The following is a 23590-nucleotide window of genomic DNA, read 5'->3' as shown; positions in this document are numbered from 1 at the left end:
CCATATTGTAAAAAAATATTTTAATCGTATGAATATAAGAACAATTGCATATCTTTTATTTTTCTGCGCCACATTCTCACTAAATGCCCGGGATAACAACCTGAAGACGGCCGAATCCCATCAATTGGCTCAAGGAAAAAAACAATTGAATACACCCGGGATTCAACCGGAGGTTTTTGAGATGCTTGATCTGAGCAGAAAGGGATTGGAAAAAGTGAAAAGCTCTTACGAAGAAGGCAACTTCAACGCAGCAGCAGAAGCGCTTCTGGAATATTACAAGAACCGGACCTTTATCAAACATCCCGATGTAGAGTTGCAGAGTATAAAAATCTCGGAAGAAGAACAAAAATGGGCGGACGATGCCATGAGCCACCATTTCTTTGCTCACAAAGGATATCAGCCTTCATTCTTTTATGGTCAGGACATCGACTGGGAGTACTGGCCAGTAAAGGATAACGAGTTAAGGTGGCAGCTGCACCGCCATAAATGGTGGTCACCAATGGGCAAGGCTTATCGCGTGTCGGGAGATGAAAAATATGCCCGGGAATGGGTTTTCCAATATCTGGACTGGATTAAAAAGAACCCCCTCATGGCTACAAACGATAAAGACATGGGGAACATATCCGAAAAAGAAGCACGGGAAGTGGAAAACATGAAGTTTGCGTGGCGACCACTTGAGGTAAGTCACCGCCTGCAGGACCAAACGGGACAGTTTATCTACTTCCTGTCCAGCCCACATTTCACACCCGAATTTCTCACAGTCTTCCTGACCAATTACCACAAACATGCAGAACGCATACTGGATAATTACTCGGAAAGAGGCAATCACTTGCTTTTTGAAGCACAACGGGTTATCTATGCAGGGGCTTTCTTCCCGGAATTTAAAAATGCCCCAAAATGGCGTGAGAGCGGCATCAATGTGTTGAATAACGAAATAAAAGTGCAGGTGTTTGACGATGGGTTTCAATATGAATTGGATCCTCACTATCACCTTGCCTCGATCAATATTTTTATCAGGGCACTGCAAATGGCCGATGCAAACGGATTCAGAAATGAATTCCCGAAAAGCTATACCGATACGCTGGAAAAAATGATGATGGCCGTGATCGACGTTTCGTTTCCCGACTACACGATGCCCTGCTTCAGCGATGCCAAAGCTGTCACGAAAAGACTAATGATCGATAACTTCAAAGATTGGAGAGTTCTTTTCCCCGACAATACCTCTATCCGGTATATGGCTTCGGAAGGGAAGGAAGGCAAACAACCCGCTCATCTTTCAAAGCGTTACGAAAATGCCGGTTTTCATATTTTCAGAAACGGGTGGAAAGAAGATGCCACGGTGATGGTGGTAAAAGCAGGCCCTCCGGCATTCTGGCACAACCAACCCGATAACGGAACTTTTGAATTGTTTGTAAAAGGACGCAACTTTTTTCCCGATGCTGGAAGTTATGTATATGCCGGAGATGAGGAAGTCCAGAAAGAAAGAGACTGGTTCCGCCAGACACGGGTACACAATACATTGACCCTGGATGGGAAAAATATTGAAGAGACCAATTCAAAATGCCTGCTGTGGGATATCAGCAACCCCGAAAATCAAATTTTGGTCACTGAAAATCAAGGCTATCCAAACCTGAAGCACCGCCGGACAGTTTTCTTCGTGGACAATACTTTTTTTGTCATTGTCGATGATGCCATAGGTGCCGCCGCAGGAGACGTCGCCATCCACTATCACCTGTCGGAAGGCAGGATGAATGTCGACAAAAAGAGATTCCGTCTGACGTCCAAATATAACGATGGGAATAACATCGTCGTGGAAGCATTCGGTCCGAAGAGCATGAAGATGGAAGAAGAAGAGAGCTGGGTATCCTACGCTTACCGCCAAAAAAACAAAAGAACCGGGGTTGCATATCATGCGAACAAGCAGTCGGACAGCACCACTTCTTTTATCACCGTGATATATCCCATCACTTCCAAGGCCCCTCGTATTTCCGCAAAATATCTGAATGGTGATGCCAACGCAAGCAGCGTAAAGGTAGAACTGTCAATTAACAACCAGATATATAACCTCCATGCAAACTGGAATTAAATATTTTCGCACACTGGCAACATACTCGTCACTGAGTATGTTACCTTTTCAGGGAATAGCACAGAAGCAGCCGAACATCATACTCATCATGACCGATCAGCAAACTGCGAACGCGATGAGCAACAGGGGCAATGTTAACGTGCATACCCCGGCAATGGATGAGTTGGCGGCAGATGGTGTCGTGTTTACAAGAGCCTATTGCTCCTTCCCTTTAAGCGGGCCCTCGCGTGCAAGCATCATGACCGGGAAGATGCCCTGTGAAATACAGGTACTGGAGAACGACGATCCGCTGCCGGAAGATGAGAAAAAAAACTCTATCGGCTTTAAAATGCAACAGGCCGGATATGATTGTCTCTATGCGGGAAAATGGCATATACCCACCGTAGAGATTCCGGACAAGGAATTCGGATTTAAAAAAATAAGCGGGATGAACGATCCCGAAATGGCTTACCATATTGAAAAAGAACTCTCTACAAAAAGAGACAAACCGCTCTTTTTAGTTGCCTCATACCTCAATCCCCACGAAATATGCGAATACGCACGCTCACAAACATTGCATTATGGAGAAATACCCATCCCGGAAGAAGCGGTTTTCCCCGAGCTACCTTCTAACTTCGAAGCAACAGAAGGCCTCTCTGAGCTGCTGATGCATCACAAAAAGATGTCACCCAAGCTGTATCCGACAGAAAATTATTCCGAACAGGATTGGAAAAATTATTTATATGCCTATTACAGACTGGTCGAACGGGTCGATTCTCACATAGGAGAATTAATAAAGATACTGAAGAAGAACAACCTGTATGACAACTCCGTCATCATCTTCACCAGCGACCACGGTGATGGTGTCGCGGCCCATAAGTGGAACCAGAAGCGGGCCTTGTTTGAGGAGTCCATTCAGGTGCCCCTGATCATCAAACCTTCAAAGAGGGATAAAGTTTCTGTAAACCGTGACCTTCACGGTCTGGTAAATATCGGGACTGATCTCTACCCTACAATATGCGATTACGCCAACGTTCCGATTCCGGAAGAACTAAATGGGGTAACCCTGAAAAGAGTACTGGAAGGAACAAGGGAGCCACATCGGAGTATTTTCATAGAAACCCACTTTGATGCCATAAACGGCAGAACGTGGTGTGTCATAAAAGATCAATACAAATATGTCTTTTACCGGTTTTTCAAAAACCGCGAACAACTGTTCGATCTCTCTGCTGATAAAGGGGAAACAACCAACTTGATGCTTGATAGCCGTTATGAAAATGTCTATCGTGAGATGAAAGCAGAATTGTTACATCATGCCCAAAAAGTAAATGATAAGATGTTGATCAAAGACCTGAATTTTTGACAACATCCAAAAAATAATTACCTCTTATGTCCGATCCAAGCATAATACTGAATCAAGCCGGTATCTCCTTACTGGTCGCTGCCGCTTCCTTATCCTCCTGTAGCACAAAAAAAGAGAAACAGCAAGACGAGGAAAAACGTCCCAATATCATTTTCATCATGACGGATGACCATGCCTCCAATGCGATCTCCTGTTATGGAAGTAATCTGATACAGACTCCACATATCGACCGCCTGGCAAAAGAGGGGATTAAATTCGAGAATACCTACGCGGTGAATGCCCTCTCAGGACCGTCCAGAGCCTGTATCCTTACGGGAAAATTCAGTCATGTCAACGGCTTCAAAGATAACCATAGTGTATTCAACGGCGATCAGCAGACTTTTCCGAAAATCCTCCGTGAAAATGGCTATCAAACAGCAATGATCGGCAAATGGCACTTGATCACAGAGCCGCAGGGTTTCGACTACTGGTGTATTCTCAGCGGGCAGCATGAGCAAGGAGACTATTATAGCCCTGATTTTATAGAAAATGGCAACCCTATAACCGAAAGCGGTTATGTGACCGACATCATTACCGACAAGGTGATCAACTTTATCGACAACAGGAAAAGAGACAAGCCTTTTATGATCATGTATCATCAAAAAGCACCTCACAGGAACTGGATGCCTGCACCGCGCCATTTGGGTATTTTTAATGATAAAACGTTCCCCGAACCCGATAATCTGTTCGATAATTACAACCATAGGGGTAGCGCGGCAAAGGAACAGGATATGTCAATTGAACATACCCTCAGCAATGACTGGGATTTAAAACTGCTCACACGTCAGGAATTACTTAACGATACAACAAATAGGTTATACAGCGTATATCGACGTATGTCACAAGAGGTTCAGCATAAATGGGATTCGGTATATGCCGGCCGTATAGCCGAGTATAAAAGCGGGAAACTAAACGGGGAAGAGTTGGTGAGGTGGAAGTACCAACAATATATGCGCGACTATCTAGCGACTGTTCTCTCGGTAGATGAAAATATCGGAAGGTTACTGGAGTATCTTGAGGAAAAGGGAGAGCTGAATAATACCATGATTGTTTACACATCCGACCAGGGATTCTTTTTAGGTGAACATGGTTGGTTTGACAAACGCTTTATGTATGAAGAGTCGCAACGTATGCCTTTGGTGATCCGTTATCCGAAATCGATCAAGGCAGGAAGTGTATCCCGGGCACTTTCCATGAACGTGGATTTTGCCCCTACTTTCCTGGATATGGCGGGGATAGATATCCCGGAAGATATGCAAGGGGTATCGCTTAAACCGGTATTGACCAATGCGGGAGAAATTCCCCCCGACTGGAGAGAAGCGGTGTACTACCACTTCTATGAGTATCCGGGGGAACATGCGGTAAAACGCCATTACGGGATACGTACAGCGGATTTCAAATTGATCCATTTCTATAACGATATCGACGAGTGGGAAATGTACGACCTGAAAAAAGATCCGAAAGAGATGGTCAATGTATTCGACAATCCGGAATATAGCGACAAGAAGAATGAACTGATGCAGCTGCTAAAAAATGTCCGGACAGAATATAAGGATGACGACCAAATCCTGTCTGTGAGATAAGCGAACAAGAGCATGACTTCATAAAATCCAGAACAATAAGAGATGCAAAACAACCTTTTATTAACAATATATGGTATCACGCTACCGCTTTTTTCCGGCAATCAGGTTCTACATGCAGACAATGACCAACGGCCCAACATCTTGTGTATTGTTTGCGAAGATATTAGTCCATACTTAGGTTGTTATGGCGATCCGGTAGCGGTAACGCCGAACCTGGACAATTTTTCAAAGGAAGCCATCCGCTATACCGGAATGTACTCAACCATGGGGGTGTCTGCTCCCAGCAGGGCAGCGTTAATCACCGGCATGTACCCGACATCTATTGGTGCAAACAACATGCGCACCACACAAAAAAAGTCCAAGCCGGAAGGTATTGCGCCCTATGAAGTGGTCTTGCCGGAAGGCGTGAAATGTTTCACGGAATATCTGCGTGAGGCGGGCTATTATTGCACCAACAATGCCAAAACAGACTATCAGTTCGCTTCCCCCCTTACGGCATGGGATGAGCAGGGTGTGACGGCACATTGGAAAAATGCTCCGGAGAAGATGCCTTTTTTCTCCATTTTCAACCTGAATGTCACCCACGAGTTTCAAATAATGGAACGATCCGGTCTTCCCTTAAGCGTAAACCCGAACGACATTACATTGCCCCCCTACTATCCGGATGATCCGGTGATCAGACACGATATGGCAGTGATGTACAGCAACATCACCGAGATGGACAAACAGTTTCAAGTGCTGCTCGATGAGCTTGAAAATACGGATAAGTGGGACAACACCATTGTGATCTTCTATTCCGATAACGGAGGACCCTTACCCCGGCAAAAAAGAGAAATTTACGAATCCGGAACGCTTGTTCCCTTTATGATACGGTTTCCTGACAGATACAATGCCGGAACCACCGATACAGATTTGCACATGTTTATTGATATCCCGGCCACGATTTTATCCCTGGCGGGAGTACCCGTTCCGGACCACATGCACGGCAGTCCGTTTTTGGGAAAACAAAAAGGAGAAAAGCGCAAGTATGTCTTTGGTGCACGGGACAGGCTGGATACATTTTACGACAAGCAGGGCTGTGTGAGGGATGCCCGCTTTCGTTACATCCGCAATTATATGCCCTCTCAATCGGATTACCTGCCGATAATATCCCGCTCTCCCATGCCCTTGATGAGGCGACTGGAAGAACTTCATGCTGCAGGGAAATTGAACCCCGACCAGGAAAAATGGTTCCAGTCTCCACGTCCGGAAGCTGAATTGTACGATCTGTCGGCAGATCCGCACGAACTGAACAATTTGGCAAATAATCCCAGGTACACGGCAAAGATCCGGGAACTAAGCCTTGCGTTCGATCAGTGGGTTACGGATTACAATGAACACTGGAAGCTGACCGAAAAAGAACTGATTAACAGGTTTTGGCCCGGCGGTGTACAACCTGTGGTCGATCAGCCTGTAGTCTCCGTGAAAAACGGGACGGCAACGCTTACATGCTCTACACCCGGCGCCTCAATAGCTTATCAGATAAACGGCAAAGGGATCCACGAAGACCATTGGCATCTTTACACGAAACCTTTCCCAGTAAAGAAGAATGACAAAATAACCACAATCGGGACAAGGGCAGGATACAAAAACAGCTCGCTCCAGGCAGAGGCGGATGAATTGCTGATGGAATGGGTGGAGACCCTGTTATCTTACCAGGTAGTCCACGCAGATACCTCGCTCAACGGAGGCCTGATGTGTCCGGCGTGCGCACGGATACACGGCAGATGCGGCGATGCGGTACTCCCGCTGATGTATGCCGCCGAAAAGACAAGCAATGCCAAGTACATCCAGGCCGCGAAAAGATTGATGAAATGGATGGAAAACATGCGTCAACCCGATGGTTCCTGGATGAACGATGTCAATGTATCCGACTGGAACGGTACCACCGTCTTTGCTGCCATTGCATTGTATGAAGCCCTGCATCATTATGGTTACCTACTGGACGATTCTACCCGGAATGTCTGGAACCAGCAACTGTTGTCGGCCGGGGAATTTATTCTTCAAAACGACTTTATTTACAGCCGGCGTCGAGAAGGAATGCGAAATATGAACGTCAACTATTCGGCATCGGCAACCTATGCGCTTTATGCTATCGGGAAAAAATTCAACAGGAATGATTTCGTCCGGAAAGCGAACCAGATCGCATCGGATTTAAAAGGTTATTTTACTGAAAAAGACTTTTTCCTGTTCGGAGAAGGCCCGGAGATATGGGAAAAGACAAGAAACGGATGCTTTCCGGTAGACCTGGGGTACAATGTGGAGGAGTCGCTTCCCAACATGATGCACTATGCTGAAATGGCAGGCGATCACGAATTAAAAGAGTTGCTGCTAAAGTCCATGGACACCCATTTGGCATTCATGCTCCCCGATGGAGCATGGGATAACAGCTGGGGCACACGCAGCTTTAAATGGACCTACTGGGGAGGACGTACCAGCGATGGATTTATGGGGGGATACGCCATCCCCGATGCTGGTGAGCATCCGGAATATTACGAAGCCATCCGGCGGAACATATCGCTCTTGAAGGAGGCCACCCACAACGGATTGCTCTACGGCGGCATGCACTATAAAACGGCCGGTATGAAGCCGTGCATCCATCACACTTTCGGACATGCCAAAGCACTGGCATCATTTCTGTCTTTGCCGGTAGCTACCCCTCCCCGTGTTTTACTTCCCCGGGATAAAGAGTACGGCGTAAAATATTTCAAGGATATCAACACCTGGCTCGTATCGGAAGACGACTGGCGGGCCACCATCACGGGATTCGACGCCGAATACAAGGTAAAGGGTACTCATCCCATGGGAGGGGCACTCTCCATGTTATGGCATAAGAAAACAGGACCGGTATTTGCCGCCACAATGAACAAGTTTTCCATGATTGAAGCACCCAACATGCAAAGCTATTTGCAGGAAAATAAAATGCCGGGCACTCCCCGGGTAGAGCTTCTGGAAAACGGTGTCATGTACAGCAACCTCGATGATTTACATGCAGAAATCAATGATCACCAGAAAGGAGATGCCCACATTTTCAGCATCTCCACTCATCTGGTAAACAGCGAACAAGCCTATTCGTCATTCGGAAATAGTGTTGTAGAAATCACGTATACATTTTATGCGGGAAACATTCTCATCCGTTGCAAAGGAGACAAGTCACTTGCCGGAAAAGGAATAAAACTGGTACTCCCAGTCATCTCCGACCCGGAGGAAAAAGTACAGAGAACTGGAAATGAGCTGTCAATAAAAAAACAAAATTGCTCCTTGATCCTAAAAAGCAACTCAATACTTCAGATCGCTCCGACCGATCCAAACGGGCGGATTTTTAATCCTGTTCCCGGTTTTAGTTTTATTCCGGTTGTCATTGAGCCCGGCCCCGATGGCGAAATGGAGGTAACGATCACAGTGGAAAAATGAAAAAATAAAAATAATCATATGAAGAATATCCTGCTATTTACAACCGCTGCCCTGTCGGCAACTTCCATGCCGACAAAAGCAGCAAATGCCGACGAAAAACCCAATATCCTCTGGCTGACCTTTGAGGATACAAGCTGGTATGAATTTGGCTGCTACGGAAACGATCAGGTTAAAACGCCCTGCATCGACTCACTGGCAAGCAAAGGCGTACAATTTATGAATGCCTGGTCTGTGGCGCCGCAAAGTTCGCCTGCACGTTCCTCGCTCATCACCGGATGTTATGCCACCACCTACGGCATGGACGTCCATCCCCGGCCATATGATACACCAAAAGATATTTTCTTCCCGCAGTATCTCCGGGAAAATGGTTATTTCTGTACCAATAACAGCAAAACCCATTATAACACGACCGTCGACAATACGGTTTGCTGGGACGAATGCAACGATAGCGCCTCATATAACAGTCCCCGGAGAAGTAATAATCAGCCATTTTTTGCCGTATTTAACACCGTAACCTCACACATGGGGAGGATACGCACGTTTCATACGGACGGGCGTCGCGACTACACAAAGGAAGGGATATATCCGGGACAATTACGGTTACCACCCCATGTGCCCGACACATACGAAGTCAGGGCGGACTATGCCGGCCACCTGGAAGCCGTTCAGGATGTGGACAAGTGGGTGGAAATATTCATGAACGACCTGAAGGAAAAAGAACTGGACGACAATACCATCGTTTTTGTTTTTAGTGACCACGGCGGATGCCTCCCACGGGGAAAAGGATATCTGTACGAAACGGGATTAAGGGTACCCTTAGTTGTTCATGTACCGAAAAAGTGGCAACATCTTTTGCCCTCGAAACCCGGCACAAAAGATCAATCGCTGGTCAGCTTCATCGACCTGGGACCGACCGTTTTAAGTCTTGCCGGCATCAATCCGCCGGAGCACATGCAGGGAAGGGCGGTGATGGGGAAATATGCTGCGGATCAGCCGAAGGCGATGCAGTTCGCCTTTGCCTCCAACCAGCTTCATCACTTTATGCCCGTTCGCGCAGCAACCGACGGGAGGTTTAAATATATCCGGAGCTATATCCCCTATAAGCAATTTGCATTGCGCAACTATTATCAGTGGGGAATGCCCTCAAATAAATCCTGGGATAAACTCATGCTGAAAGAGTGCAACGATCAGGCTGCATGGAAACAGCCTTATCAGCATCACCCGGCAGAGATGTTATTCGATTTGCAGTCGGACCCTTTCGAACTGAATAATCTTGCCACAGATCCGGAATACGAAAGCGTACTTCTGGCCTTCCGCGGAGCTGTCTCTGAAAATATTCGCCGGACAAGAGATCTGGGGCTCTTTATCCCTTCCTCGAGAGAAGGGGTCAACCTTTATGACAAAGTAATTCAGGAAAATTATCCCTTGGAAAAACTTTACACGATGGCGGAACTTGCAGGAACAGCGAAAAAAAAGGATCTCCCTTTGTTGCTAAAAGCCCTAAATAGCAGCGAACCCGATGTTCGTTACTGGGCGGCAGTAGGGTTTGGACACCTTGCGTCAACAGGGAATCTTGACAAGGCTCCCGGAGAGCTTTTAAAGTTGCTGGAAGACGCCAATCCTTACGTGGCCTGCGAGGCGGCATATGCAGTTTCTTATACGGAGGATGCGGAAAAAGGAGTAAAAAGACTTCTCTTTCCCAACAACGAAGAAGAGAGGAAAATTGGATATGCGCTGCTGGAGTCCCTATCACTGGACCACACCAAACGTCATTTGATCCAGCCATACATACACGAATTAACAGAAAAGGCTGCTTCGCTCCCGGTAAAGGAAAATGAAGATAGCGGATTGATGGCCCGGGGCATTCTCGTCAATATGGGATCTCTGAATATTGATGACCTGCATGGAGCCGGCTCGTATGAGCAGGGACTGAAACTAAACAGAGGCAGACGCCCGATGAAGCCAACGCCTTAAAAAAATAATCATTCCACTTTAACAAACAACAACGAGATGAACAGAAGAAAATTTATTAAGAATACCGGATGGACATTTGTCGGTTTAGCCGCAACAGGAAGCCTGTTACAAGGTTGTCAACCAAAATCAAAGGAGGCGAAAAAAATAATGCCTTCCCCTCACGAACTGAAGCTCTACTGGGGGGATATACACAACCATTGCAACCTCACCTACGGGCATGGAGATATGAAAGATGCGTTTGAAGCGGCCAGGGAACAGCTCGACTTTGTTTCGGTCACCCCTCACGCAATGTGGGAAGACATTCCCGGCAGGAATGATATGCGCCTGCAATGGGTTATCGACTATCACACCAAATCGTTCGATGCTTTGCGTGCAGGAAAATGGGACGAATACGTGAAGATGACGAACGAATACAACAAGGAAAATGAGTTTCTTACTTTTTTGAGCTACGAGTGTCACGACATGGCGCATGGCGATCACGTGGCATTGTTGTATGATTTGGAAGGGACAATGGTGGAACCTTCAAATGCGATGGAGCTGAAAGCAAAGCTCAAAGGGCAGAAAGCATTTGTTACGCCTCACCACATGGGATATCAGACCGGCTTCCGGGGATATAACTGGAAATCATTTCAGGAAGACGGACAGACGCCTTTCGTGGAAATGTACTCCCGCCACGGGCTGGCTGAAAGCGATGACGGCGACTACAACTACCTGCACGACATGGGGCCCAGGCAATGGGAAGGAACCGTGTTGTACGGATTGGAGCAAGGGTACAAATTTGGAATTATCGGCTCTACGGATCAACATGCCGGCTACCCCGGAAGCTATGGCGACGGACGGGTAATGGCCCTCGCCCCTTCCCTCAAACGTGATGATATCTGGCACGCTTTGCAGAACAGGAATGTGGGGTGTGCCACGGGCGACAAGATAAAGATTGATTTTCGAATCAACGACGCAGTCATGGGCGAAGTGATCAGGGGTAACAGCAGAAGAATTTACCTGAATGTAGAGGGAGAAAATTCGATTGATTATGTGGACATCATCAAGAATGGAAAATGCATCGCACGCATGAACGGGCCGCTTATTCCCGCGATACCGCAGGAAGATCCGGTCAGATGTAAAATAAAAGTGGAATTCGGTTGGAACCGCGAAGAAGAATATGTACATTGGAATGGTAAATTATCCATTGATAAAGGGATCATAAACCAGATAACACCCTGTTTCAGAGGGGCGGCATACACGTCCCCCCAGCCCGGCGAGAAGGCGTTTGAGACCCGGGTAAACCGGATCCTGTCCTCTTCTGAAAAGGATGTGGAACTGGATATGTATAGTGCTAAAAATCCCAATACCACAACACCGGCCATGCAAGGCGTCATCCTTGATCTGACTATTCCCAAAGAGGGAAGTTTAACGGCAGATTTCAACGGGAAGCGTTTCACGCATTCTATCGGAGAATTACTTCACGGTTCCAAGGCTCATTTCATGATAGGTTGGCTGAGTGAAGCGGTTTCATTCAACAGAGCCATTCCTGAAAGCGCCTTTCAGGTGGAGCATTATATGGAAGACACTGTCGCTGAAAGGGAGGTCGACTACTACTATGTGCGCGTAAGACAAAAAAACCAGCAATGGGCATGGAGCTCCCCTATCTGGGTAGAAAAAATATAAAACAGTGAACGATGAGAACAGCAATTGGTCTTGATTTGGGAGGAACTTCCATAAAGTATGCACTGGTTGACGAAGAGGGACAAATAATGCACCAGGGCATACGTCCTTCTTCGGCGACAGTCTCCGCGGGAGCTGTCGTTGATCAGCTCTGCAAATGCATTGAAGATATCGAAAGGTTCTTGTCCTCGAAGGAAGGGATCGACCTGAAAGGAATTGGCATTGGTACCCCGGGCATCATTGACGAAACAAACAGGATTGTCCTGGGCGGAGCCGAAAATATAGAGGGATGGGAAAACATTCCCCTTGCCCGGATCATCGAAGAGAAAACAAAACTTCGTACGGTAGTGGCCAACGATGCCAATGCGATGGGATTGGGTGAAACAATGTTCGGTGCCGGAAGGAACTTCAAACACATCGTGTTTCTAACCGTGGGAACAGGCATTGGGGGCGCAGTGATTATCGACGGAAAGCTTTTTAACGGATATGCCAACAGAGGGACGGAGCTGGGACACGTTCCCTTTATTGCCAACGGTGTGCCTTGTGCCTGTGGCTCTATAGGATGCCTGGAAGCATATGCCTCCACGTCGGCACTGGTACGTCTTTTTACGAATGAGTGCATTGAACAGGGCATAAAAACAGAAGAAGTGAACATCAACGGGAAGTATATTGTGGATCTATACCTTGCAGGAGATCCCCTGGCAGAAAAGTGCCTGAACAACCATTGCGATTATCTTGGTCATGGGATTGCAGGCCTCATCAACACCTTCAGCCCGCAGCTTATTGTGGTTGGCGGAGGACTGTCGGAAGCCGGCGATTTTTATATGGAAAAAGTGCGAAAGGCCGCTTTCCGGTATGCGATGAAAGACTGTGCCCAAAATACAGAAATTACGGCAGCCCAGCTGGGAAATATGGCCGGAACAATTGGCGCAGCCTCGCTCGCATTCTCACTCCTTGATTGAATCATACAAAAACTGATAGAAAACCTATGAACTTTTTTCATTGTCTTATTTTGTGCTTTCTCTTCGCTATCCCATCCTGTTCACAGGGATGTATCCTCAAAACAGGGAAAGAAACCCTTATGCACGAGGTGAGGGCAACACCCTCACCGCTGAATGGCGAACATATTCAGTTAAATCCGCCCCGTTTTATGTGGCCGGACAAGTATCCTCACTTGGGTGCGGCTTTGGATGGCGTGGAAAGCACCGAGTCAAAACCGGAGGTGACTTATCGGATACGAATCTCGCAAGATCCGAAATTTACCCACAACGTCATACAGGGCGAAAGAAAGTGGGCCTTTTTTAATCCGTTCCAACAGTTGGATAAGGGCAAATGGTACTGGCAGTATGCATTTGTGGATGCAGACGGTTCCGAAGAGTGGTCACCGGTACTTGAATTTCGTGTCGGCGATGGAGCAAAAACATTCAACCCTCCTTCCTTCAATGAAGTTTTGGAGAAACTGCCTGCATACCATCCCCGAATTTTACTGGATAAGAAGGAATGGGAAAATATCATCGACAGAAACAAGGACAACAAAGAAACTGACTCCTATTTTAAAATATCCAACAGATGTTTGTCGAACCCGATAAAACCATTAAACGAAGAGATTGACACGGCACAATTGGTTCATCTAGCCAACGTTGTACAGTACAAATCAGTGGTAATCAGGGAAAGCAGAAAGATTGTAGACCGGGAGGAAAAAAACATCGAATCCCTCATCCGGGCATACTTACTGACCAAGGACCATACCTATTACGAGGAGGGAATGAACCGGTTGTCGGAAGTAATTTCCTGGAAACAGAGTCCCTATTTTGCGGGTGATTTTAATTTATCGACCATCTTGTCACTATGCACCTCAGCTTATGATGCATTCTACGATATCCTTACCCCGGAAGAGCGGAAGTTACTACTGGGAGAGATAGGGACGATGGGTGACTTCTTTTATCATGAGTATGTCAATCATCTGGAAAACAGAATTGCCGACAATCATGTATGGCAGATGACCTTCCGGATACTGACAATGGCTGCCTTTGCCACCGTAGGGGAAATACCCGAGGCGACACTTTGGGCCGATTATTGTTACAACCTGTGGGTGTCCCGGTTCCCGGGACTGAACAACGATGGCGGCTGGCATAACGGTGACTCCTACTTTCACGTCAATATCCGCACCCTGATCGAGGTACCGGCTTTTTATTCCAGGGTTACGGGATTTGACTTTTTCAAAGATCCCTGGTACAATAACAATGCCGATTATGTGATTTACAGCCAGCCACCGTTTTCCAAATCAGCCGGACAAGGGAATGCGCACGAGAATGTGAAGACACCCAGTGGAGCGAGGGTCGGCTACGCAGATGCACTGGCCAGAGAGTGCCAAAATCCGTGGGCAGCAGCCTATGTTACCCAAATCAAAGAAAAGGAACCGGATATTTTAACCGGCTCGTTCGAATCGAAACCGGCAGACCTTACCTGGTACAGATGCACGACCACCAAAGGGTATCCTGCAGACGGCAGGACGCTGGCAGATATGCCGCCTTCCAGGGTTTTCCCGGCAACAGGACTGGCAATCATGCATACCTCAATAGCAGAGCCACAGTCAAACGCCATGCTTTCATTCCGCTCAAGCCCTTATGGAAGCACGTCGCATGCGCTGGCAAACCAGAACAGCTTCAATACGTTTTACGGAGGAAAAGCCATCTTCTACAGCAGTGGCTACAGAACGGGCTTTACCGACTCGCACAGCATGTATTCCTATCGAAACACGCGCGCACACAACACCATTTTAATCAACGGAATGGGACAAAAGATCGGGACCGAAGGCTATGGATGGATGCCGAGACATTATGAGGGCAGTGCAATCTCTTATGTGCTGGGGGACGCATCCAATGCCTATGGCAAGATCTCTTCACCATTATGGTTGAAAAGAGCAGAGCTCTCCGATATTGAGTTTACTCCGGAAAAAGGATGGGATGAGAACAAACTTGAAGTCTTCCGGCGCCACATTATCCAGTTGGGAAAATCTGGAATATATGTCTTATATGATGAATTGGAAGCTACTGAACCAGTCAACTGGAGTTTTTTACTTCATACCACGGAAGAGCCTATGTCGGTTCATGATTCCCGGGATCATGTGACAGTGACAGGTACCAATAGTTTAGGAGGAAAATCTGCCGCCCACATTTTTTGTTCGGAAAAAGTAGAAACATCCCTGACCGATCAGTTTTTCAGCGAACCGGAAAACTGGAAAAATGTGACCGACAAATCGGGCAAGACAGTGGTTTACCCTAATCACTGGCACTTCAGGGCCGAAACGCAAAAAAGCAAAACAGCAAGATTCCTGACAATTATTGACACACATGGCAAAGAGAGAGAAGACTACGAAATAATAAGAGAAGGCGAAAGCCTGGAAGTTGCAGATTGGCTTATACAGTGTAACATGTCAAAACCGGGAGAAAGCTTTATATCGGTGATCAATGCCAAAACAAAGGAATCCTTGGTGTACGATAAACATAAAAACAACGGAGCCACCGTCATCACAGAAATCGTCAAGGGGAAGAAAAATAAAATAAAATTATGCGATGTCATTCCCGATCTTGAAATTTAATGAACGATCACGCTGGACAATGCAAACAGAAGACAAATACCGCATGGATTCTGTTGTAGCGAGCAATAGTCAGACAGTTGTGAATTATTTCGGTTATTACTCACCGGAACAACGCCTCTGTCTTGAAATTTAGCAGATTATGCAGAAAACTAAAACAATATTAATTTGTTTTGATGAGACAGGATAAATTCGTAAATTTGTGCTCGAGCACATGCAAACAAAAAAATTTGTTTAAAAACATCGTCCCATCGAACGTAGGAAATATAAAATCAAAAAATAAAGACAAATAAAATGAAAACAAATTACGAACTACGCTATGCAGCGCATCCGGAAGATGCCAGATCTTACGACACGCAACGTTTGCGCAGGGATTTTCTGATAGAAAAAGTATTCGTCAAAGACGAAGTAAACATGGTATACTCCATGTACGACCGCATGATTGTGGGAGGAGCAATGCCGGTGAACGAGTCGTTACACCTGGAAGCAATTGATCCGCTAAAGCAACCCGTTTTTCTGCGCAGCCGGGAGATCGGAATCTACAATGTGGGCGGCAAAGGAAAAGTAAAAGTGGGCGATGCTGTTTTTGAACTCGATTACAAAGAAGCGCTGTACCTGGGATCAGGAGACAGGGAAGTTTATTTTGAAAGCGACGATGCCGCAAAACCCGCGAAGTTTTATTTCAACTCAGCCACGGCTCACCGAAACTATCCCGACAAGAAAGTAACCAAAGCCGATGCGGTGGTGGCAGAAATGGGTTCTCTGGAGTCTTCCAACCACAGAAACATCAACAAAATGATCGTGAACCAGGTGCTTCCCACCTGTCAGCTGCAGATGGGCATGACCGAGCTGGCCCCGGGCAGCGTGTGGAACACCATGCCGGCACACGTACACTCGCGTAGAATGGAGGCCTATTTCTACTTCGAGGTACCCGAAGATCAGGCTGTATGCCACTTCATGGGAGAGGTAGATGAAACACGTCACATCTGGATGAAGGGCGACCAGGCCGTTCTTTCGCCCGAATGGTCCATTCACTCTGCTGCGGCAACCAGTAACTATACGTTTATCTGGGGAATGGCCGGCGAGAACCTCGACTATGGCGATCAGGATTTTTCAAAAATTGTAGAATTAAAATAAAAAAAGATGGTTAATTTTTCATTAGAGGGAAAGGTTGCGCTCGTTACAGGAGCATCCTATGGCATCGGATTTGCCATGGCAACGGCTTTAGCAGATGCAGGAGCCACAATTGTATTCAACGATATCAACCAGTCATTGGTAGACAAGGGCCTCGCCGCATACAAGGAAAAGAGTATCAAAGCCCATGGATATGTTTGCGACGTGACCGACGAAGATGCGGTAAACAAGTTTATTGCACAGGTAACGGAAGAAGTGGGAGTCATTGACATTCTGGTAAACAATGCCGGTATTATCAAGCGTATCCCCATGCACGAGATGTCGGCTGCAGAATTCCGTCAGGTAATCGACATCGACCTGAACGGTCCGTTTATTGTTTCAAAAGCAGTCATTCCGCACATGATCAAGAAAGGACATGGCAAGATCATCAACATCTGTTCCATGATGAGCGAGCTCGGCCGTGAAACCGTTTCGGCCTATGCTGCCGCAAAGGGAGGGTTGAAGATGCTTACCAAGAATATCTGTTCCGAATATGGAGAGTACAACATCCAGTGTAACGGTATTGGCCCGGGATATATTGCCACTCCCCAGACCGCTCCGTTAAGAGAAAAACAAGCCGATGGATCCCCCCACCCGTTCGACTCGTTTATCATTGCCAAAACTCCGGCAGCACGCTGGGGAACACCCGAAGATCTTGCGGGTCCAGCAGTATTCCTTGCCTCGGAGGCTTCAAATTTTGTGAACGGACATATCCTCTACGTGGATGGCGGTATATTGGCTTACATCGGTAAGCAACCGTAATAATTAACATTCAGGAGCCGGGAAGCTTGACGAAAAGGAAAAAACTTCCTTTCTCTCAGCTTCCGGGCTTTGCAATTCTGTATATCCATAATTAACAAAACAAACCAACCAATCGAAGTTGTATGCAAACAAGGAGTTTATTCCCGTTATCATTGATATTATTGATCTTCTCATTTGTCGGGTGCAGCACGTCTAAAGATCAATTGACCCTGCACATACAGAACCCAGGTTCTGTGGACAGGCAAAATGAGATGGTAGAAGTGGCATGGAAAGATATCCGTCAGAAACTGTCTCTTACAGAAAACCAGGCCATCGTGGTTACCGACAGCTCAGGAAAACAGATTCCTTGCCAGCTGATAAAGAATGGTTCCGACGAGGTGGAGACATTGTTGTTCCCTGTCTCCTTAGCCGCAGGACAAACCGCTTCATTCCAAATATCCACAGGGGTTGCAGAACCCGTGCAAACCATGGTTTACGGAAGATTGGTACCAGAGAGGAAAGATGACTTCGCCTGGGAAAACAACCGTACAGCCTTTCGGGTTTACGGCCCCGCACTAAAAGCAACCGGCGAAATCAGCAACGGAATGGACTTCTGGGCAAAAAGAACCGACTCGCTGGTCATTGACAAATGGTATAAAAACGACCTGTCGGGTTTGGCCTCCTACCACGAAGATCATGGGGAAGGAGTTGATTTCTACAAGGTAGGAAGGACACTTGGCCTTGGCATGACTGCACCTGTCGACAACGACACACTTTGCCTTGGCCATAACTTTGTAACCGCCGAGATCCTGGATAACGGCCCGCTACGACTGACTTTCAAGCTTACGTACGATCCTTACATGGCCGGCGGACATGAAATAAGAGAAACCCGTATTATCTCCCTCGACGCCTATAGCTACTTCAACAAAGTAACCAATATCTTCGAGACAGACACCACCGGACTCACAGTAGCAACAGGCATTGTGATGCCTGAAGAGAATCCGGAAGCAAATGCCGCCACCACCACCTTTGGCGATAACACAGGTATCATTGCCTATGAGACCCCAGCCAACGAGGTCAACGGAACCATATACACCGCAGCAATTCATCCCAATGGGTTTGGCATCGTCAAGGTTTCGGGCGGCCATTATCTGGGATTGAACAGCTATAAACCCGGAAGCAGGTACACCTACTATGTAGGGGGTGGCTGGAGCAAAGCGGGGTTCAATAGCTTCGAAGACTGGACCCAGTTTGTGAAATCAGAAAAAGAAAAAATAGATCAACCTCTAACAATTCAGATAAAATAAGATGCAAAAAGTTGTCACTTTTGGCGAGATAATGCTTCGCCTGGCCACACCGGGCTATAAAAGATTCGTTCAGTCCGACAATCTTACCGCCACCTTTGGCGGAGGGGAAGCAAATGTAGCCGTTTCACTTGCAAACTACGGCATCCCCGTGGACTTTGTGACCCGTTTACCCAAAAACGATATCGCAGAATGGTGTATCTCCGATCTCCGGAAATACAACGTGGGCACAGACCACATTCTCCGAGGCGGGGAACGTGTGGGTATATATTTCCTCGAAACCGGAGCCGTGGCTCGTCCCTCGAAAGTTGTCTACGACCGCGCAAACTCATCCATTGCAGAGGTGGGAAAAGGAATGTTCAACTGGAAAGAGATCCTCAAAGATGCTACCTGGTTTCACTGGACAGGAATTACACCGGCCCTCTCGCAGGGAGCAGCCGATGCGTGCCTCGAGGCCATTAAAACGGCCAATGAGATGGGAGTGACCGTATCGTGCGACCTCAACTATAGAAAGAATCTCTGGAAATACGGCAAGAATGCATCGGAAATCATGCCCGCCCTGGTGGAAGGATGCGATATCATTCTCGGTAACGAAGAGGATGCCGAAAAGGTATTCGGCATCAAACCGGAAGGATTTAACGTGGAGCATACCGGAGGTGAAGTGGATGCAGCCGAATTTGAGTCGGTATGCAAACAGCTGATGCAAAAGTTTCCCCGCGCAAAGAAGGTGATCATCACGCTACGCGGATCCATCAATGCCAACCACAATACGTGGGGCGGATGTCTCTATTCCGACAAGCTCTATCAGTCAAGAAGATACGACATCACTCATATCGTGGACAGAGTGGGTGGCGGAGACTCTTTCATGGGTGGCCTGATCTACGGACTCCTCACCTACAAAGGCGATGACCAGAAAGCGCTCGACTTTGCCGTAGCTGCTTCCTGCCTCAAGCACACCGTTTACGGCGACTTCAATCTGGTGACCGTGCCGGAAGTAGAAACGCTGATGAAAGGTGACGGATCAGGCAGGGTGGTACGATGAGGATTTACTGATTGGAGCGATTCAGAAAACAAGATTATAAAGTTAGAAATAAGAATCCGGAGCTGAAAGCTGAGTGTTATCAACGGTAAGCCGATTGCTGTCCTCCGAAACGAAAACTGACAACTTATTTATGGCAAAATTTTCAAGACTACAGGTATATCAGGCCATGGAAAATACCGGCATCGTGCCGGTATTTTACCATGCCGATGCGGAAGTGGCAAAAAAAGTGGTGAAAGCATGCTACGAAGGGGGAATCCGCGCCTTCGAGTTCACCAACCGGGGTGATTTTGCCCACGAGGTATTCGCCGAACTGGTGAAGTGGGCCGACTCTGCGTGTCCTGAGATGATATTGGGTATCGGCTCCATCGTGGATGCCCCCACAGCGGCGCTCTACATTCAGTTGGGAGCCAACTTTGTGGTAGGGCCACTGTTGAATCCAGACATATTCAAAATATGCAATCGAAGGCAGATAGCCTACTCTCCCGGTTGTGCCACCACCTCCGAGATAGGGCTGGCACAGGAGTTGGGGGCCGAGATTGTAAAGGTCTTTCCGGGTGGTAACGTGGGAGGACCTTCGTTCGTGAAAAATATCAAGGGCCCCATGCCCTGGTCGAAGATCATGGTCACTGGTGGCGTAGAACCCACAGAAGAGAATCTCTCGGCTTGGTTCAATGCCGGGGTAACTGCCGTAGGCATGGGATCAAACCTGTTCCCCAAAGAGGTAATGAAAAATGGGGACTGGGAGAAGATCACCGAATTATGCCGGAGCAGCCTGTCGATCGTAAAAAATATTCAACACAAATAAACTAAATATCAGAAAAGAAATCATGAGTAAACTACAACAAGGAAATGCAAAGATGACCAACCAGCGATGGACGATTGTGGTCATGCTGTTTATGGCTACCACGGTCAACTATCTCGACCGGCAGGTACTCTCGCTGACGTGGGCCGACTTTATCGCTCCCGAATTTCACTGGACCAACAGTGACTACGGTACCATTACCGGACTCTTCTCTATTTTCTATGCTGTCTCCATGCTCTTCGCAGGCAAGTTCGTGGACTGGATGGATACAAAAAAAGGATTCCTCTGGGCTATCGGTGTATGGTCGTTTGGAGCCGTCATGCACGCTTTCTGCGGACTGCTTACATCAGGAATCGTTGCAGGAAAATGGACCCTGAGCTTCTTGGGTGCACGCGAAGCGATTGGCACAGTGGGTGATGTATCACTGGTTGTGTCTGTAAGTGTCACCCTTTTCGTTTTTGCGCGACTGGTACTGGCCATCGGGGAAGCAGGAAACTTCCCTGCTGCCATCAAGGCGACAGCCGAATATTTTCCGAAGAAAGACAGGGCTTATGCCACCAGTCTGTTCAATTCGGGTGCACAGATAGGTGCCCTTCTGGCTCCGCTGACCATCCCCTTCATTGCCAAGGCATGGGGCTGGGAAATGGCATTTATCGTAATCGGCGCTCTGGGTTTTATATGGATGGGCTTCTGGGTGTTTATCTACGAAAAACCCGAGAAAAACAAAAGAGTCAATGCTGCCGAGCTAGCCTATATTAACCAGGACGATGCCACCGACGCCATTGAAGGAAGAGCTCAGGTTGACGCAGATGCCGGCAAGAAAGTATCCTTCAAAAAGGCATTCAAATACAAACAAACCTGGTCTTTTGCTGTCGGCAAATTTCTGACGGATGGAGTGTGGTGGTTCCTGCTTTTCTGGATTCCGGCATACTTAAGCGCTGTGTACGGACTGGATTCTACCCAAAGTGCACCGCATGTATTCGTGGTATATGCCATCTCGATGATCTCCGTTTTTGCAGCCGGTTATTTCCCTGCTTATTTTATGAACAAGAAAAGGATGGACCCTTACCAGGGACGTATGCGGGCAATGTTGCTTTTTGCTTTCTTCCCGCTACTGATTCTCCTGGCACAACCATTGGGAAGTATCTCTGTATGGATGCCGGTAATCATTATCGGTATCGCCGCTGCTGCACACCAGTCCTGGTCGGCCAACATCTTCACCACCGTGAGTGACATGTTCCCGAAACATGCCGTAGGTACAATCACCGGCATCGGCGGTATGGCCGGCGGTGTGGGCTCCTTCTTCATCAATAAGAGCTCCGGCGTTCTGTTCGACCATGCAGCCAACACAAACATGAAGTTCCTCGGTTTTGAGGGAATCGAATCGGGATACTTCATCATCTTTATCTTCTGTGCCATCGCCTACCTCCTGGGATGGACAATTATGAAATCATTGGTTCCTAAATATCAGCTGATTACGGATATGTAAACGCATTCTGTCTAGGACATAAGAGGGTGTATCACAGTGTGATTTCACCCTCTTTTTATTCTGATACCTATCTGAGAACATATCCCAATATTCACTTCTCAGGAGGTTAAATTTTATTTTGAGACAGCCTCTTATATTGTTTTTTCAAACCGCTCTATCATCTCCATGCACATTCTTCCGTTGTGGTAAGGACATTTCCAGAATCCGGCCTTGTCATCTGTAAGATTGGGGGTACCATCGGGTCGAATACTCCAGTACCATTCTCCATGCTCTTTATCAATAATATGATTCTGAATATATTTCCATACCTGCCGAGCAATATTGAGATATTTGACATCATTGGATTGTTGATATGCACTGTAAAAGCCAATAACTGCCTCTGCCTGAACCCACCAATGCTTTTCTCTGTCGATATAGTTCCCTTCTCTTTCATAATTCAAACCGCCATTGGTATCTAATCCTTCGGTTGCTGCCTTCGCAATTTTCAACGAAATACCATTCATTCTTTCTAGCAAATCACAATCTTCCAACATCTCTGCTGCCTCGATCAATAACCAGGATGCTTCAATATCATGTCCGTAGGATATGGCAGAAGATTTTGGAGTCCACACTTCATCAAAGAAGAGATTAAGATGAAACGTTTCCGGATCAAGAATTTTTTCTGTAAAAACAGACAGCAATTGTCTCTGAGTATTTACTACAACCTCATTTTTCCATATCCTCAATAGATTAGTGTAAGGCTCGAGGATATGCAAATGGGTATTCATTGTCTTTTTCTCATTGGCATCTTTTTCGCTCAAACGCATATCAGCTATCGGTTGCCAATCACGCGTAAAAGCCTCTGGATACCCTCCATATTTCTCGTCTCTATGCTTCTCAATCACCCAGAAAAATTCTTTTGCCCTATCTAACGCCCGCGTAACACCTGTGGCCCTGTAAAATTCAGAAAAACCGTAAAGCATAAAACCCTGCGCATAGATCTGTTTTTTACAGTTAACTGGATTACCCTTGTAATCCAGTTCCCAATAGGCACCACCAAACTTTCTATCTATAAAAAAAGTCTCAATATAATCAAATGCCCGCTGGGCAATCTCCCGGTATTCATTCTTTTTTAATATCCGATAAGCTGCTGAGAATGTCCATAAAATACGAGCATTGAGAATAGCTCCTTTGTTCGCTTTGGGATGTATTTCATTTCTCCCATCCAACCGTCCGTAAAACCCACCATGTTCAGCATCTTGCATCCTTTCTATCCAGAACGGCAAGACATTGACTATCAGCTCTTTTCTAAAACCATTCATA

15 protein-coding genes are annotated in these 23590 nt (G+C 46.9%); 14 read left to right on the top strand and 1 reads right to left on the bottom strand.

What is annotated here, in order from left to right:
- The first annotated feature begins 28 nt into the window (after positions 1-28).
- The 14 genes from hepC to AC1HCU_RS13780 all read left to right on the top strand — a co-directional run bounded on the left by hepC (position 29) and on the right by AC1HCU_RS13780 (position 22288).
- Positions 29-2086, top strand: a complete 2058-nt coding sequence (gene hepC / locus AC1HCU_RS13845) for a heparin-sulfate lyase HepC (RefSeq protein ID WP_480366846.1) — start codon at positions 29-31, stop codon at positions 2084-2086.
- On the top strand, positions 2070-3428 hold the full coding sequence (locus tag AC1HCU_RS13840) for a sulfatase family protein (protein ID WP_480366844.1): 1359 nt from the start codon (positions 2070-2072) through the stop codon (positions 3426-3428). Before hepC ends, AC1HCU_RS13840 begins: the two co-directional genes overlap by 17 nt.
- Positions 3429-3454: 26 nt before the next feature.
- The gene (locus tag AC1HCU_RS13835) at positions 3455-5050 is read left to right on the top strand and encodes a sulfatase family protein (RefSeq protein ID WP_480366843.1); all 1596 of its coding nucleotides are present in this window, start codon (positions 3455-3457) and stop codon (positions 5048-5050) included.
- A gap of 42 nt (positions 5051-5092) precedes the next feature.
- Entirely contained in the window at positions 5093-8503 is a 3411-nt protein-coding gene (locus AC1HCU_RS13830; RefSeq protein ID WP_480366841.1) for an ulvan lysase-like protein, read from the top strand.
- A gap of 18 nt (positions 8504-8521) precedes the next feature.
- A complete protein-coding gene (locus AC1HCU_RS13825; protein ID WP_480366840.1) occupies positions 8522-10477 on the top strand; it encodes a sulfatase-like hydrolase/transferase in 1956 nt (651 codons plus the stop codon).
- 36 nt (positions 10478-10513) lie between these two features.
- Positions 10514-12142, top strand: a complete 1629-nt coding sequence (locus AC1HCU_RS13820; RefSeq protein ID WP_480366838.1) for a CehA/McbA family metallohydrolase domain-containing protein — start codon at positions 10514-10516, stop codon at positions 12140-12142.
- Positions 12143-12153: 11 nt separating this feature from the next.
- Positions 12154-13101 (top strand): ROK family protein, encoded by a 948-nt coding sequence (locus AC1HCU_RS13815; protein WP_480366836.1) that lies wholly within the window; start codon positions 12154-12156, stop codon positions 13099-13101.
- A 26-nt stretch (positions 13102-13127) separates the two neighbouring features.
- The gene (locus AC1HCU_RS13810; protein ID WP_480366834.1) at positions 13128-15740 is read left to right on the top strand and encodes a DUF4962 domain-containing protein; all 2613 of its coding nucleotides are present in this window, start codon (positions 13128-13130) and stop codon (positions 15738-15740) included.
- A gap of 291 nt (positions 15741-16031) precedes the next feature.
- On the top strand, positions 16032-16874 hold the full coding sequence (kduI, locus tag AC1HCU_RS13805) for a 5-dehydro-4-deoxy-D-glucuronate isomerase (RefSeq protein ID WP_480366832.1): 843 nt from the start codon (positions 16032-16034) through the stop codon (positions 16872-16874).
- Positions 16875-16880: 6 nt separating this feature from the next.
- Positions 16881-17672 (top strand): gluconate 5-dehydrogenase, encoded by a 792-nt coding sequence (locus tag AC1HCU_RS13800; RefSeq protein WP_480366830.1) that lies wholly within the window; start codon positions 16881-16883, stop codon positions 17670-17672.
- A gap of 233 nt (positions 17673-17905) precedes the next feature.
- On the top strand, positions 17906-18958 hold the full coding sequence (locus AC1HCU_RS13795) for a DUF4861 family protein (protein WP_480366828.1): 1053 nt from the start codon (positions 17906-17908) through the stop codon (positions 18956-18958).
- A 1-nt stretch (position 18959) separates the two neighbouring features.
- A complete protein-coding gene (locus tag AC1HCU_RS13790) occupies positions 18960-19997 on the top strand; it encodes a PfkB family carbohydrate kinase (protein WP_480366826.1) in 1038 nt (345 codons plus the stop codon).
- Positions 19998-20127: 130 nt separating this feature from the next.
- The gene (locus tag AC1HCU_RS13785) at positions 20128-20802 is read left to right on the top strand and encodes a bifunctional 4-hydroxy-2-oxoglutarate aldolase/2-dehydro-3-deoxy-phosphogluconate aldolase (RefSeq protein ID WP_294071694.1); all 675 of its coding nucleotides are present in this window, start codon (positions 20128-20130) and stop codon (positions 20800-20802) included.
- A gap of 22 nt (positions 20803-20824) precedes the next feature.
- Positions 20825-22288, top strand: a complete 1464-nt coding sequence (locus AC1HCU_RS13780) for an MFS transporter (protein ID WP_480366824.1) — start codon at positions 20825-20827, stop codon at positions 22286-22288.
- 131 nt (positions 22289-22419) lie between these two features.
- Here the strand turns inward: AC1HCU_RS13780 and AC1HCU_RS13775 are convergent, their stop codons facing one another.
- Positions 22420-23589, bottom strand: a complete 1170-nt coding sequence (locus AC1HCU_RS13775; RefSeq protein ID WP_480366822.1) for an AGE family epimerase/isomerase — start codon at positions 23587-23589, stop codon at positions 22420-22422.
- Position 23590: the final 1 nt, after the last annotated feature.

The sequence above is a fragment of the Proteiniphilum sp. LBM24028 genome (assembly GCF_056629195.1).
This window is presented reverse-complemented; position numbering and strand designations above follow the sequence as displayed.

Excerpts from the sequence above, each read along its gene's own strand:
- AC1HCU_RS13785 (WP_294071694.1), top strand. The coding sequence starts at position 20,128 with ATGGCAAAATTTTCAAGACTACAGGTATATCAGGCCATGGAAAATACC.
- AC1HCU_RS13780 (WP_480366824.1), top strand. The coding sequence starts at position 20,825 with ATGAGTAAACTACAACAAGGAAATGCAAAGATGACCAACCAGCGATGG.
- hepC (WP_480366846.1), top strand. The coding sequence starts at position 29 with ATGAATATAAGAACAATTGCATATCTTTTATTTTTCTGCGCCACATTC.
- AC1HCU_RS13825 (WP_480366840.1), top strand. The coding sequence starts at position 8,522 with ATGAAGAATATCCTGCTATTTACAACCGCTGCCCTGTCGGCAACTTCC.
- AC1HCU_RS13820 (WP_480366838.1), top strand. The coding sequence starts at position 10,514 with ATGAACAGAAGAAAATTTATTAAGAATACCGGATGGACATTTGTCGGT.
- AC1HCU_RS13835 (WP_480366843.1), top strand. The coding sequence starts at position 3,455 with ATGTCCGATCCAAGCATAATACTGAATCAAGCCGGTATCTCCTTACTG.
- AC1HCU_RS13775 (WP_480366822.1), bottom strand. The coding sequence starts at position 23,589 with ATGAATGGTTTTAGAAAAGAGCTGATAGTCAATGTCTTGCCGTTCTGG.
- kduI (WP_480366832.1), top strand. The coding sequence starts at position 16,032 with ATGAAAACAAATTACGAACTACGCTATGCAGCGCATCCGGAAGATGCC.
- AC1HCU_RS13790 (WP_480366826.1), top strand. The coding sequence starts at position 18,960 with ATGCAAAAAGTTGTCACTTTTGGCGAGATAATGCTTCGCCTGGCCACA.
- AC1HCU_RS13800 (WP_480366830.1), top strand. The coding sequence starts at position 16,881 with ATGGTTAATTTTTCATTAGAGGGAAAGGTTGCGCTCGTTACAGGAGCA.
- AC1HCU_RS13810 (WP_480366834.1), top strand. The coding sequence starts at position 13,128 with ATGAACTTTTTTCATTGTCTTATTTTGTGCTTTCTCTTCGCTATCCCA.
- AC1HCU_RS13840 (WP_480366844.1), top strand. The coding sequence starts at position 2,070 with ATGCAAACTGGAATTAAATATTTTCGCACACTGGCAACATACTCGTCA.
- AC1HCU_RS13830 (WP_480366841.1), top strand. The coding sequence starts at position 5,093 with ATGCAAAACAACCTTTTATTAACAATATATGGTATCACGCTACCGCTT.
- AC1HCU_RS13815 (WP_480366836.1), top strand. The coding sequence starts at position 12,154 with ATGAGAACAGCAATTGGTCTTGATTTGGGAGGAACTTCCATAAAGTAT.